11 protein-coding genes are annotated in these 13630 nt (G+C 59.8%); 2 read left to right on the forward strand and 9 right to left on the reverse strand.

Translation table 11 applies throughout. The features are described from left to right. Positions 1–16 precede the first annotated feature (16 nt). Positions 17–406, reverse strand: a complete 390-nt coding sequence (locus C5F53_RS04170) for a methylglyoxal synthase (protein WP_105260032.1) — start codon at positions 404–406, stop codon at positions 17–19. Positions 407–618: 212 nt separating this feature from the next. On the opposite strand from C5F53_RS04170, the gene C5F53_RS04175 reads away from it, so the two are divergent. Next, complete coding sequence (locus tag C5F53_RS04175; RefSeq protein WP_105260033.1) at positions 619–2865, forward strand: catecholate siderophore receptor Fiu; 2247 nt, start codon at positions 619–621, stop codon at positions 2863–2865. A 64-nt stretch (positions 2866–2929) separates the two neighbouring features. Then, a complete protein-coding gene (locus C5F53_RS04180) occupies positions 2930–3610 on the forward strand; it encodes a Fe2+-dependent dioxygenase (protein WP_105260404.1) in 681 nt (226 codons plus the stop codon). A gap of 25 nt (positions 3611–3635) precedes the next feature. Here C5F53_RS04180 and C5F53_RS04185 read toward each other — a convergent pair whose 3' ends face one another. The 8 genes from C5F53_RS04185 to C5F53_RS04220 all read right to left on the reverse strand — a co-directional run bounded on the left by C5F53_RS04185 (position 3636) and on the right by C5F53_RS04220 (position 13559). Next, positions 3636–5048, reverse strand: coding sequence for a sulfite reductase subunit alpha (locus tag C5F53_RS04185; RefSeq protein WP_105260034.1), 1413 nt, complete (start codon positions 5046–5048; stop codon positions 3636–3638). Positions 5049–5083: 35 nt separating this feature from the next. Continuing rightward, entirely contained in the window at positions 5084–6103 is a 1020-nt protein-coding gene (locus C5F53_RS04190) for an FAD:protein FMN transferase (RefSeq protein ID WP_105260035.1), read from the reverse strand. Positions 6104–6179: 76 nt separating this feature from the next. Further along, the gene (locus C5F53_RS04195) at positions 6180–7076 is read right to left on the reverse strand and encodes a DUF4198 domain-containing protein (protein WP_105260036.1); all 897 of its coding nucleotides are present in this window, start codon (positions 7074–7076) and stop codon (positions 6180–6182) included. Positions 7077–7096: 20 nt separating this feature from the next. Then, positions 7097–7609, reverse strand: coding sequence for a DUF2271 domain-containing protein (locus C5F53_RS04200; protein ID WP_105260037.1), 513 nt, complete (start codon positions 7607–7609; stop codon positions 7097–7099). A gap of 22 nt (positions 7610–7631) precedes the next feature. Continuing rightward, positions 7632–8270, reverse strand: a complete 639-nt coding sequence (locus tag C5F53_RS04205) for a PepSY-associated TM helix domain-containing protein (RefSeq protein ID WP_105260038.1) — start codon at positions 8268–8270, stop codon at positions 7632–7634. Positions 8271–8434: 164 nt separating this feature from the next. Beyond that, positions 8435–9841: an efflux transporter outer membrane subunit gene (locus tag C5F53_RS04210; RefSeq protein ID WP_236635205.1), complete on the reverse strand. Its 1407-nt coding sequence runs from the start codon at positions 9839–9841 to the stop codon at positions 8435–8437. Positions 9842–9849: 8 nt separating this feature from the next. Continuing rightward, positions 9850–11823 carry a MacB family efflux pump subunit gene (locus C5F53_RS04215; protein ID WP_105260040.1) on the reverse strand — a complete coding sequence of 658 codons (1974 nt, stop codon included), beginning with the start codon at positions 11821–11823 and terminating at the stop codon, positions 9850–9852. Further along, on the reverse strand, positions 11820–13559 hold the full coding sequence (locus tag C5F53_RS04220) for an efflux RND transporter periplasmic adaptor subunit (RefSeq protein ID WP_236635206.1): 1740 nt from the start codon (positions 13557–13559) through the stop codon (positions 11820–11822). Before C5F53_RS04220 ends, C5F53_RS04215 begins: the two co-directional genes overlap by 4 nt. Positions 13560–13630: the final 71 nt, after the last annotated feature.

The following is a 13630-nucleotide window of genomic DNA, read 5'->3' on the forward strand; positions in this document are numbered from 1 at the left end:
TGCCCTGCGTCAACCGCTATCCTTTCAAGAGCATTTGTGCCAACACCAAGCGCGCGCTCGATAAATTGGTGGCGCAGGGCACATCGTGCACGTCGCAGGCCCGCACCAGGGCGTTGATATCGGGCTCGTGCGGCTGCGGGGTCATGGGGTCGCGCAGGAAGATCACCGCGTCCACCTCGCCCACCGCCAGGCGCGCGCCAATTTGCAAGTCGCCGCCCCAGGGGCCGCTCAGCATGCGCTCCACACTCAACCCAACTTCGTCCACCAACCGGCCACCCGTGGTACCGGTAGCCATCAGGGTGCATTGCTGCAGGTAGGGGGCGAACTCACGGGCGAGTTCCACCATGGTGTCTTTCTTGCGATCGTGGGCGATCAGGGCAATCCGGGGGCGTGTGTTTTGGCTCATCCCTGCATGCTAAATCACCAGACCCACACCGTTGCACGCAAACACGGCGTTTCAGATTTGCAAAGAAACGCAAAGAAATACAAATGAGAATGATTCTGATTTGATACAATTCACGCAGTAGCCAGCTAAGCCTCCGGCCTGCCACGTTCTGATTCCGTGCCATGGAGATGCCTGCAAGCCAAAAACAATAACGCATCTCCTTGGACCTTTTCATGAAGCACATTCGTAGCCGCAAACACGCCAACCACCTGCATCTCCTGGCCCTCGTGGCCGCCTCTGTTCCCTCTGCAGGCATGGCACAACAGGCAGCCGCCACCCTGCCCACCGTGACCATCACGGAAACCGCAGATGTGCCCTTCAAGGCAGACAAATCGGCAAACCCGAAAATCACCCAGCCCCTGCTGGACACGCCCAAGACCATCCAAGTCATTAAAAAAGAAACACTGGCAGAACAAGGCGCCATCACCCTGATGGAGGCCCTGCGCAACACGCCCGGCATCACCATGCAGCTAGGTGAAAACGGCAACACCTCGGCCGGCGACACCTTCCAATTGCGTGGCGCGTCGCTCCAGCAATCCACTTTTGTGGATGGCATTCGTGACCTAGGCGCTGTCACGCGCGACACCTTCAACCTGGAGTCAGTTGAAGTGGTCAAAGGCGCAGCCGGCGCCGAGACTGGCCGCGGTGCCGCCACTGGATATATCAACCTGATTTCCAAACAAGCACACCTGGGCGACGAAAGCAGCGTGAGCGCGACTGTGGGCACTGCTGACAAAAAACGGGCCAGCGTGGACCTGAATCGTCAACTGAGTGAAACATCCGCCGTCCGTATCAATGCCACGACGCAGGACAGTGGCGTGGACGGTCGCAGCACGGTGAAAAACAAGGGACAAGGATTGGGCCTGTCCTACGTAGATGGTTTGGGTACTCCCACCCGCATCCACTTGTTCAGCCAACATATCCGCCAGAACAACATTCCTGACGGGGGCATTCCTTCGATTGGCTATGAAGGTTACTACCAAGGAGCCGGAACTTTTGGCACAGCCCCTAACACTTACACGGTCAGCGCTGCGCAAGCAGCCGCGATGAATGCAGCCGGTAAAGTCAACCGTAACAACTACTACGGTAGCGTCAATGACTATGAAAAGGTCACAGCGGATATGGTGACGGCCAAAGTCGAGCATGATCTCGGTCAGGGAACGACTGTACGTAACGTGACCCGTTGGGGGCAAACCAAGATGGACCGGGAGCTCACCGGCATCAACATCGTTACAGCAACCGTGGCCAACGATCCATCTACTTGGACAGTCAGTCGCTCACGCCAGAAAACGGACCAAGTAAACACTATTTTGGCCAACCAAACCAGCGTGAATAGCGCCTTCAACGCACTGGGGTTGGAACACAGTCTTGCCGCTGGCATCGAACTCATGCACGAAAAGCAAGAAGTGACCGGACACACTGCAGTGGGCACAACATCTGCAGCCAATTTGTACAACCCGAATTCGAATGACGCATTCGGCAGCTTTGTAGCCAGTGGTGCAGAAACCAACGGTTTTACGACCACGCTCGGTGCCTACGTTTTTGATACCGTCAAGTTCAATGAACAGTTTTCCATCAACGGTGGTGTTCGCGTTGATCGCTACAAACTCGGAACGCGCAATATTTCAACAGCCAACGCTAAGACCACGCTGGATGACGAACGCACCCTGTTGAACTGGAGCATCGGTGGTGTGTATAAGCCTGCACCAAATGGCAGCATCTACGCCTCTTACGCCGACTCCAAAACGCCCCCTGGCGGAAATAACTTCCAGTTGAGCGCTACGGCGAACAATCAGTCTAATGCTGCCTTGGATCCTCAAACTACCAAAACTTTGGAAGTAGGTAGCAAATGGGAGCTGCTGAACAAACGACTCAATCTAGCTGTAGCGCTGTTCCAATCTGTCAATGACGGACAAACCACAGTTGACCCCGTCACCAGCGCTGCTACACAGTACGGAAAAACCGAAGTCAAGGGAATTGAGTTTTCTGCGGTGGGCCAACTCACCAACTTCTGGCAAATCTCCGCTGGATTGGCAAAGACCCAAACGCGCCAGATTGACCAACGCAGCGCTACGACCGTCACCGACAGCGTACGCTGGTCGCCAGACTTGACTGCAACGCTTTGGACCTCTTACCAGTTGGACAAACTCACGATGGGTATTGGTGCGCGACACGTATCTGAACAAAAACGGTTGATTACCGAAGGTACAGACGCCGCCACAACAACTATGCCAAGCGTTCCGGCCTATACCGTGTTTGACATGATGGTTTCTTACAAGTTGGCAAAAAACACCAACCTGCAGTTCAACGTCTACAACCTGTTCGACAAGGAGTACCTCAGTACTCTGAACAACGGTGGCGCACGCCTCGTACTAGGTGCCCCGCGCTCTGCCACACTGACTGCCGTCTACAATTTCTAATTGCCAGACGTTGGTTCACAAAAGGCCCGCCTTGGCGGGCCTTTTTTATATTCTGGAGTCTTTCATGCTGCTGCACATTCCCCAAGTCCTCAGCAAGGCCGATGTGGAACAAATCCGCCATGCGCTGGATACCGAAGGCTGGGTCGATGGCCTGGTATCCAGTGGACCACAGGCATCTGGGTTCAAGCGCAACGTGCAGCTTGATACCCAATCACCGGCCTTTGGCCCACTGTCCCAGCGCATCGCGCAAGCGCTCAAAAAGCACCCGTTGTTCGTCTCAGCCGTGCTGCCCAAAACCATGTTGCCGCCGATGTTTAACCGCTACGAGGGCGGGGGCCACTACGGCAACCACATTGACAACGCGATCCAGACCGACCGTTTTAGCGGCCAGCAGGTACGCACCGATGTATCCACCACAGTGTTTTTGAACGATCCGGATGCTTACGAAGGCGGAGAGCTTGTGGTTGAAGACAGCTATGGCACCCACGAGGTCAAACTCGATGCGGGTGATGCCATCGTCTACCCCTCCACCAGCCTGCACCGTGTGGAGCCGGTCACCCGCGGTGTGCGGGTAGCGTCCTTTTTATGGACACAGAGCCTGGTGCGCGATGCCTGGCGTCGCTCTATGCTGCACGAGCTGGACATGACCATCCTCAAGCTGCGCCACCTACACGGGGACACGGCGGAAGTCGTCGCCCTGACAGGGCATTACCACAAGTTATTGCAGCAATGGGCGGAGGTGTGACCCTGCGGCCCGTGCGCGCCAGCGGTCAGTAGACGTCACGCCGGTAGCGGCCTTCGGTTGCAAGGTGTTGCAAGGTTGGCTCGCCCAAGATGGTTTGTAGCGCCTGGTCTACTTCGCCCGCCATGCCTTCAAGGCTGCCGCAGACATACACGGCAGCGCCATCCGACACCCACGCACGCACCGCATCGCCCGATTCCTTCAGCACATGCTGAACGTAGCGGCGCTGGGCTTGGTCGCGTGAAAACACCCAGTCCACCCGTGTGAGCCAAGCCTGTTGAGCCCAGGGATCAATCTCTTCGCGGTAGTGCGCATCACATGTAGCATTGCGCTCACCAAACAGCAACCACATTGGCGCCACCGCAGTGGGGCGCAGCACCTGTTGGGTACTGTTAAGTCGACCCGCAGCGGCCAAGCGACCCCTAATATGGCTGCGCAAGCCCGCCAGCCCTGTGCCGTTGCCAATCAGGATGAGGGGGCGATCTGCGTTATCACCGATGCGAAACCCGCTGTGCGCGCGCGTACGCAACATGACCTTGCCGCCAAGATCAACACCCTGGGTCAGCCAGCCGGAAGCCTGACCGGGAGTGCCGTCGGGGCGGCGTGTTTGGCGCACCAAGAGGTGTACTGCGCCGTCCTGCGGAACCGACGCAATGGAGTAGTCACGCAGAGCACCGGGTGCGCCAGGTGCCTCGACCTGCACCAAGTCACCTGCCTGCCAATCGGGCAAGGTAGCACCGCCCTCGGGCACCAGCTCCAGGTGGTGCACCTCCTCGCCCGCGCTGCCTGGGTTCAGGTGCCGGCGAGCACGCAGGGACCAAGCCTCCAGGGTAGGCACCTCCCACTCCGGCAAATCGCTGGTTCCAACCAGGTGCCCCAATTGGCGGCGCCAGTGCTGCAAGGCGGCGGGGTCACTCTTGTCCACCTCAATACGTTCAAAGAGCGGCTGCGCGCCACGGGCCATCAGCCACTGGTCTAAAGCGCGGCCAAAGCCGCAAAACTGGGCATAGGTCTTGTCCCCCAAAGCAAGCATGCCCACATGCAGGTGGGACAGCGAAGCATCCGTACCCGCCATGACTTGGCGGGCAAAAGACACGGCGCTGTCGGGGGGGTCACCTTCGCCATAGGTACTGGCAATGCATAGCAAGTGATGGGCCTGTTGCAGGTCGGGCAGGCTGATTTGGCCCAACGGTGCCAGGCGCACAGACACACCTGCAACGTGCAGGGCTTGTGCAGTCTGCAGCGCCAGCTCTTCGGCCTGGCCTGTCTGGCTGGCATAGGTCACCCACCACGTGGGCACGCCGGGCGTGGCGGGCAGCAGCGCTTCGACACGGCGTTGCGCTGCACGCTCTCGGTTGCGGTACTGCCAGGCAACTACACCACACAGCAGTGCGTAACACAACACCGTGGCCAGGGTGTAAACAATCTTTTCACTACTCATTCGCAACACTCGTACATCACTTACCGGCGTGCCGCTTAATCGGCAAGTGCATGCATCGCCGGGCTGATGCTTTCGGACAAATTCCCATCGGCTTCGCGTTGCACAAACAGTGCTGCAATGCCGTGCTCAGTGGCCAGTGCCATGCCGTCCTCACGTCCCAACACAGTCAGCGCGGTCGACCAGGCATCGGCCCACAGGCACTCTGGATGCAGCACACTGACCGAAGCCAGACCGTGCCCCACAGGGCGCCCATTACGAGGGTCAATGGTGTGCGGCCAGCGCGTACCTGCTTGGGTATACACACGGCGGTAGTCGCCCGATGTCGCTACGCTCAGCCCGTGCAGCGCAACACGCGTGGTGGGCAAGACGCTGAAGCCCGGTGCCATGGGCGGTGCCTCCAAATCTACCCACCAAGGCTGCCCACCCAAGTGCATGCCCTGCCCGCGCAGCTCCCCCCCCACTTCGACCAAGGTGTGCTGCAAACCCATGCCTGCCAGACGCCGGGAAACACGGTCTACCGCATACCCTTTGGCAATGGCCGAGAAATCCAGCAATACACCACCGGGTTGATGCAGCTGACGGAGGGCACCGTCCCAGCACAAGCTGCGCCAATCGTTAGAGGCCAGCGCATGCTGCACAGCTTCGTTTGTCGGCAGCACAAAGTCTGGATCGGTATAACGCAGCCTGGGGCCAAACCCCCACAGGTTAACGAGGGCACCCGCCGCGGGGTTAAAAGCGCCGCCAGAGACATCTGCCAGCCACAGTGCTGCCTGAAGCACCTCGGCCATGGCCTCGGGCACAGCGTGCTGCGTGCCCGCACTGGCTCGGTTGAAGCACTCCAGATCGGAGTTTGGCAACCAAGTGCTCATCTGATTCACCACCAGATCGAGCTCCTGCTGCACGGCTGCACGTACGCGGTCCTCCGGCAGTGGCCCAAGTGCCACCCACCGCACCTGCCAGGTGGTGCCCATAGTCTGCCCGTCCAGGCGGTGCGCCAGAGCCCCCCAGAGAGGGGCAGCATTGTCAATCTGCTGCGGCAATAAAACGCGGCTCATGGGGTAACGCGCTCTTGACCAAAGACTGCCCCCACCCGTTTGCGCTGCGGAGACAGATCGGTGTGCGCCCAAAACATCAGCGTGGCAACACTTCCAGGGTGAGGCTGTAGCCCGAGCGGCGAACGGGCTCTGCCAGCGTACCGGCGGGGCCGGTGGGCGCTGGGCGTGGAGCACCCGCTGCGACAGGCGCCGCTTGGGCATCCGGGCCAGCCATGCCAGGCGCACGGGGGGGGGCAATGTTCACCCAGTACATGCCAGCGGCAGGCCACTTGACCTTGATTTCACCCTTGTCATCGGTCGTGAGGCGAATCTCACCGAGTTCGCTGCGGTAACGCAGGCCCGCAAGAATCACCGTGGCCGCGTAGCCGGCGGCGGGTTTGCCGTTGTCAATGAAGCGGAACGTGGCGGTGTCACCCTCCACCAGATCATTCGGGTGTGTCACGGGCACCAGTTCTATACCGCGACCTGTAGGCTTCAAAGCATCCGTCGTCGGCTTGCCAGAGGTGACGAAGGTCTCCACCCGGTTTTGCGCTTGGCTCACACGCAGCTCTTGTGCATCTGCCGGAATTTCCTTGGCCAAGGACTCTGCAGTCCCACGCAGGCGTTTGGTTTCGGTTCCGGATTTGAAGCTGGCCATGATGGCGTCATTCACCAGTGCAATACGGTAAGTTCCCTGCTGCCCCAGCTTCACGTCGAACACGCTGCGGTAACGACCTTTGGCCTGATTTTCAGCCTGCACAGGCTGACCATCAGGACCAATGACAACCAGGTTGTCCAAACCAGCGGCGTTGTGCTCGTAGTAAAAGATGTCATTGGAGACTGCGGCATCCACCGACACCCAAGGCTGCTGCCCAGAGTAGATGGTGCCCGAGGGCAAAAGCCAGGAACGGTGTGCGTGCACAGCCGCGGGCAAGGCCAGTACAGCAGCGGCAACCAGCGTGAGGGCGCGTGCACGGGTGGAAATATTTTTCATGAAAGTCTCCAATATTTGGATCAGGGTTTAACAGTAACGCTCACTGCGCCGAGCTCGTGTTGCCCGAGGGCTTGTGTGGTCGTGGCGGCTTTGGGTGGCCAAACAAAAGGCACTTTCACCACTTCACGGCCTCCCACTTCGCGGGTGGCTTCCAGCACCAGTGAGTGCTCGCCCGGGGCCAGCTTGGCCAAAGCGGCTGCATCCGTGAACTGCACAGTGTGCTCACCCGGCGCACGCGTGGCACCACTGATGCCGTCAACCGGCATCGACAGCTCGCGACCACTCTTGCGCCACCAGCTGCGCATGTCTTTGAGCCACTTGGTTCCCTCGTTATTGCGCATCTTGATGTCGTACCAGACGGCAAGGTTGCCCGCAAACGACTGGTCCGGCTTTTCAAGCCAGATCGCAACATAAGGACGGTGGTACTCCGCAACAGTCAAGCGCGGGATTTCAACCTTGAGTGCCAATTCGGCGGCCATTGCAGGCCAAGCAAATCCGGCTGCAGAAATAGCAGCGACGTATCGAATCATCATGAGAGTGCAACTCCTCCAAAAATCAATGGATAAAAAGAATGATCAACAAGAGAGGCGCCACCAGGCCCATGCCCACCATGGGCCAGACCGTGGGGCGATTGGCGGCATGAAACTTGAGGATGAACAGGCCGGTGATGCAGAACACCAAACAAGCTACCGAAAAAATATCAAGAAACCACTTCCAGACACCCCCTGTGTGGCGCCCCTTGTGCAAGTCATTCAAGTACGAAATCCAACCGCGGTCGGTGCGTTCGTATTCCACGCTGCCCGAGTCACGTGCGATGCGCAACCATGCGTCACCACCCGGCCTCGGCAATGAAAGATAAATCTCCTCTGGCGACCATTCCGCAGCGGTCTCCGGCAGGGCTACATCCAACGCCTTGGTCAACCAGCTGTGCACGTCGGCTGGCAACATCGCGTTCTGCGGCTCATCGTCTTTCACAGCCAGTGCATTGCGCAGAGACTGCGGGAGTTGCACCTCCTTCTGCTGCACCTGAGGTTGCGCGGCAATGTCTGCTGCGTGGTTGAGGGTGATGCCTGTCAAGGCGAACAAGAGCATGCCGATCAGGCACAGCGCAGAGCTGATCCAGTGCCACTGGTGCAGAGTCTTGAGCCAATAGGCACGGCTGGAGGCCACTTGTGCGGCAGAGCGGTTATTCACGGGAATCGGGGTAGTGCAGAAACAGTTTGCGAATCAGAAGACATCGGGCCATCGCCAAAGCAACGTGCACAATTCATCGTAATGTTAATTATAACTATTCTCATTTAGAGAATGACCTATATCACTTGAAAAACTCTTGCCATGCGATACCGCAATCGATTTGTTCAGGACAAAGGCGGAGGTTCGGCCCAGTCGCCACCCAAGGCTTTGTACATGTCCAACGCAGCACTGAGGCGGGCTAGACTTTGCGTAGCCAGTGTGTCGAGCGCGGAAAAGAGTGTGCGTTGCGCATCCAACACAGATAGCAGATCCCCACTGCCTGCGCGGTAGCGCAACTCGGCCAACTGCAGAGAACGCCGCGCCTGCGCCACGACCTCGCGCTGCATGGTTTCCTGGCGCTGGCTCCGGTCGACAGTGCCCATGGCATCGTCCACTTCCTTGAGCGCTGTGCGGATCGCCTTGCCATAATTTTCAATCAACACGACCCGCTGCGACTGGCTGCTGCGAATCTGCAAGCGCTGTTGACCACCATCAAAAATGGCCTGGGCCAGCGACACACCGAGTGAAAAACTGCGTGTCGGATCCGCAAGATCCAGCAATGTCGCGGAACTCAGACCCAATGAGCCCGACAGTGACAAAGTCGGGAACAACGCCGCGCGTGCAGCTGCCACATTGGCATCGGCCGCAGCCAACTGCGCTTCCGCAGCGGCCAGGTCAGGGCGCCGTGCCAGCAGCGCTGTCGGCAAGCCGGGCAGGAGTTCGGGCACCTTGAGCTGGCTGAATTCACTGGCACGAGGCGCATAGCCCTGGGGAATTTTCCCCAACAACAAAGCCAAGGCAGAGGCGGCTTGGCGCTGCTGCAGTTCCAGCGGAATCAATGCGGTACGCTGCGAAAGCACCGTGGTGCGTTGTTGCGACACCTCCAAGGCGGTAGCCACTCCGTTGCGCTGCCGGGCTTCGACAATGGCCAGAACGCGCTCGGAAATCACCAGGTTGTCCCGGGCAATACGCATCCGCTCGCCCACATTGAGCCAAAGGAAGTAGCTGTTCGCAACACCATGCAACAAGGTCAGGCGAGCAGCTTCCCAGTCCTGCTGGCTCGCCTTGAAAGAAGCCTCACCCGCCCGCACACCAGCCGCCACACGACCCCAGAGGTCCACCTCGTAACTCACAGAGAGACCGGCACTGCTGGTGCGGCGCATCTCTCCCTGGGCCGTCGGCGTGTCGGTGCGCGACACCGTGGAGCCTGCCGTCCCCCGAACCGTAGGCAGACGCGATACGCCGCCCAGCTGCAATGCGATATCTGCCTGACGCATACGCTCCATAGCGATGCGCATATCTGCGTTGCCTGCCTGCGCTTCTCCGATCAGACGCTCCAACTCCGGGGAACCAAAGGATTTCCACCAGTCGGCGCGAAGCTGCGCTACATCGGCACCCGGGGCAGCACCATCCCAAGACTGGGGCAGAACGACCACAGGTACGGTACGCGGCTCGGAGACAGCACAGGCCTGCAAAACCAGCACCGCACACAGTACCCAGGGCCGGGCAAGCAAAGGAAGAGAAAACATCATCAACATGCTCATTCAGAAGACAGGGCCACCACCGGATCAAGTCGCGCAGCCTTGCGCGCCGGCAGATAACCAAAGACCAACCCAGTGGCAAATGCACAACCAAAGGCCAGCAACACAGGCATCAAGGTGTATTTCACCGCCGTGCCCGTAGCGCCAATCACAAACGCAACACCCAAGCCAATCACCACACCGATCAGTCCGCCCAAGGCAGACACCACCAGCGCCTCAATCAGGAACTGCTGCAAGATATTGCGCATGCGCGCACCCGTGGCCATGCGGATACCAATCTCCCGCGTGCGCTCGGTCACACTGACCAGCATGATGTTCATCACCCCGATCCCCCCCACCAGCAAGGAGATGGCGGCAATGGAGCCCAGCAGCACCGTCATGGTGTCCTGGGTTTCGGTCGCTGTGTCGATGATCGAAGCCATATTTCGGATCTGGAAATCGATCACCCCGTGGCGTTCGGCGAGCAGAGATTCCACCGCCGATTGCGTCTCGTCGATCCGCTCCACATCGGTTACGGCGACCGTTACATTGCGCAGAAAACGCTGACCCGAGAGACGCAACTGGCTGGTCTGGTAAGGCACCAGCACCACATCGTCCTGGTCATCCCCATTGGGAGAGGCCCCGCGCGAGCTCATCACGCCCACAATCTGGAAACTCAGGTTACCCACCAGCACGAACTGACCCAACGGATCCTGACCACCGGGAAACAGCGCCTTGGCCACGGTCGTACCCAGCACCGCCACCGTGGCGTACTCTTGTTCGTCATCCTCGGTAAAAAAGGTGCCGCGCCCTACTTTCCATTGGCGTGCCAGCGGAAATTTTGAGGACGTCCCCATGACGCTGCTGGAGTAATCGGACTCCCCATGGCGCAAGGTAGCGGTGCTGCGCTGCTCAGGCACAGCCGCCAACACGTTGGGAACCTCCTTGTCGATGGCATGCACGTCTTCCAGCACCAACGTCGCCGTGTTGGAGAAACCCCGCTGGTTGGGTGCACCAGGGCGCACCAGCAAGAGATTGGAGCCCATCGCGCTGATCCGATCGATCACGACTTGTTTGGCCCCATCGCCGATGGCCAACATGGCGATGACAGAGGCGACGCCAATCACAATTCCCAGCAGCGTCAAGATGGCGCGAAAAACGTTGGCCTTGAGTGCCCGCAGAGCAGTCTTGGCAGCCTCCAGCACATCGCTCCAATGCGAAACCCGCCCCACACGAGGCATCCAGGCACGGGCCGCCATAGCGGTTGCGCCTTCAGGGGGGCGTGGCCCCGGGTCGGCCACGATGTGGCCGTCTTTGATCTCGATGATCCGTTGGGCATGCTCGGCCACCTCGGCGGCATGGGTGATCAGAATCACGGTGTGCCCGCGCGCAGCCAAATCCTTCAGCAGCGCCATGACATCCGCACCACTCTTGCTATCGAGCGCGCCCGTCGGCTCATCGGCCAAAATGATCCGACCGCCATTCATCAAAGCCCGCGCGATGGACACCCGCTGCTGCTGCCCACCCGACAGCTGGTTCGGCCGGTGATGGGCCCGGTCATTCAACCCCAATGAAGCAAGGAGCTCCAGCGCCCGTGCATGTCGCTCGGCCGGCGGAATCCCCGCGTACACCGCAGGCACTTCCACGTTGTCTGCCGCCGACCCCGTGGCAATCAGGTTGTAACTTTGGAAAACAAAACCAAAGGCCTCGCGGCGCAACTCCGCCAACTCATCACGCTCCAGCTCCGAGACATCACGCCCCATAAAGCAGTAACGTCCCGTCGTGGGCCGGTCCAGACACCCCAAAATATTCATCAAAGTCGACTTACCCGAACCCGACGCGCCCATGATAGCCACGAGCTCGCCCGGATAAATCTGCAGATCAATCCCGTGCAACACCTCCACCGCGAGATCACCATTGGTATAGGTTTTGGTGATGCCGCTCAGGTCAATCAAGGGTATCCGCGCATCGTCCAACTCAACCGGAGATGTCATCGCCGTGCACCACCGCTTGCGCTGCCAGGGGCATTGCCCGATGGTGCACCAGGTGCGCCAAAGTTTTGGTTCTGCGACTGGCCTACCCCAGCCCCTTGCTGGTTGTTGGCTCGGCGTGGCTGCTCCGCCTCACGCATGCCCGCCACAACACGCTCCCCCTCTTTCAAACCGGAGAGCACCTCGGCATGCACGCGGTTGCTGATGCCGATAGTGACTTCACGCTCCTCCAGAGAGCCGTCCTCCAGCAAGACCTTGACCTTGGCCTGGCGCGGACCACGCGCAGGCCGGACGGACTCACTCGGCGCCCCATTTGCCTGGGGCGGTGCCGTGCGCGCAGGCGCATCGCGCCGGTCGGCCGAGCCCAATGCGTTGGCAGCTGGATTGCGCAGCGTGTCACGGGCTTCCGCACCTGGCAGGCGCTCACGCTTCGGTGAAGACGCAGAGGTGCCAGGAGGCGGCGACACAGCATCTGCGCCTGCGGCCTGGTCACGCTGCCGGCGGCGCTGCTCACGCAGACGCTGGCGCTCTTCTTCCGACAAATTCTGGAACGCTTCACGGTCCATGCGGGGCATCCCGCCAGCACGGCCTTCATTGGATGGACCATCGGCAACCCGAATGAACCCCGACTCCAACCGGGTGGAAGTCGGCATCAGCGCGGGACGGGCTCCAGATGCCGGTGCGCCCCCCTCAGGCGGGCGTTCTGTGGCACCGCCCTTGGGTCCACGCGCCCCACGCTGTATTGTCAAAGCCGACATGGGCACCATGAGCACATCACGCGCCTCGGCAACTACGAAAAACACCTGTGCAGTCATCTGCGTCATCAGGCTGCGATTGTTATTAGGTACCTCGAACAAGGCGTTGTAAAGCACCACGTTGTTCGTCACGGTGGGTGTAGGTTCAATTCTCTTGAGCTGCCCGTACCAGCGCCGCCCTTGGCCACCCAGGGTGGTGAAATACACCGGCATCCCGGTGCGCAGCTTGCTGACGTCAGCCTCAGAGACCTGGGTCTGCACGGTCATCATGGAAAGATCCGCCACACGCAAGAGCGTAGGTGCAGACTGGTTCACATTCAGCGCCTGCCCCTGACGGGCCGTGATACTAACCACCGTGCCCGCCATGGGGGCATAAATACGCGTGAACTTGAGATTGGCCTCCTCAATCCGCATGCTGGCCCGCAATTGCTCCATCTGCGCCTTGAGAGACTGAATCTGGACACGTGCGGTATGTACCGCAGTCTCGGCATTCTGCAAAGTCTCTGCCGTTGTGGCTTCTTCCGCCATCAGATTCTTCTGCCGCTGCAGATCCCGTTCAGCCTTGACCAACGTCAGCTCGCGCTCCGCCATCTGGGCGTCCTGGGAGCGCAGCTGGGCACGGCTGGCCTCCACCTTGGCAATAGAGGTCTCTGCATCAATCTCTGCCAATACGTCGCCTTCGCGAACTTCGGTCCCCACTTCAACCAGTAGCTTGCGCAACTGCCCAGACACTTGGGCTCCCACATCCACATAATTCCGCGGCTGCAAAGAACCCGTGGCGCTGACTTGGTCTTCGATATCACCCCGTTGAATCGTCGCGGTGATGTATGCGCTCTCAGCCTTGGCGCCAGGCCCCCAGCGCTTCCAGCTAACCCACGCGCCCCCCAGCAGACTCAAAGAGATGAGGGACACCAGCATCCACCACCAGCGACTGCGTCCGCGGACCCCGGAGGCAACCGCCTCCACCTGTTTCACTTGCTTCATATCGAATAATTGGTTGAGTAAGGCATGCCAAGAACCACATCCCGTGCACTACCCTTGCATGCTGCCCGCAG

It is taken from the genome of Rhodoferax sp. TS-BS-61-7, assembly GCF_002943465.1.
Lineage (GTDB): Bacteria > Pseudomonadota > Gammaproteobacteria > Burkholderiales > Burkholderiaceae_C > Allorhodoferax.

Bases quoted from the DNA above. Each gene is read 5' to 3' on its own strand.
- C5F53_RS04170 (WP_105260032.1), bottom strand. From the start codon at position 406: ATGAGCCAAAACACACGCCCCCGGATTGCCCTGATCGCCCACGATCGC.
- C5F53_RS04175 (WP_105260033.1), top strand. From the start codon at position 619: ATGAAGCACATTCGTAGCCGCAAACACGCCAACCACCTGCATCTCCTG.
- C5F53_RS04180 (WP_105260404.1), top strand. From the start codon at position 2,930: ATGCTGCTGCACATTCCCCAAGTCCTCAGCAAGGCCGATGTGGAACAA.
- C5F53_RS04185 (WP_105260034.1), bottom strand. From the start codon at position 5,048: ATGAGTAGTGAAAAGATTGTTTACACCCTGGCCACGGTGTTGTGTTAC.
- C5F53_RS04190 (WP_105260035.1), bottom strand. From the start codon at position 6,103: ATGAGCCGCGTTTTATTGCCGCAGCAGATTGACAATGCTGCCCCTCTC.
- C5F53_RS04195 (WP_105260036.1), bottom strand. From the start codon at position 7,076: ATGAAAAATATTTCCACCCGTGCACGCGCCCTCACGCTGGTTGCCGCT.
- C5F53_RS04200 (WP_105260037.1), bottom strand. From the start codon at position 7,609: ATGATGATTCGATACGTCGCTGCTATTTCTGCAGCCGGATTTGCTTGG.
- C5F53_RS04210 (WP_236635205.1), bottom strand. From the start codon at position 9,841: ATGATGTTTTCTCTTCCTTTGCTTGCCCGGCCCTGGGTACTGTGTGCG.
- C5F53_RS04215 (WP_105260040.1), bottom strand. From the start codon at position 11,823: ATGACATCTCCGGTTGAGTTGGACGATGCGCGGATACCCTTGATTGAC.
- C5F53_RS04220 (WP_236635206.1), bottom strand. From the start codon at position 13,559: ATGAAGCAAGTGAAACAGGTGGAGGCGGTTGCCTCCGGGGTCCGCGGA.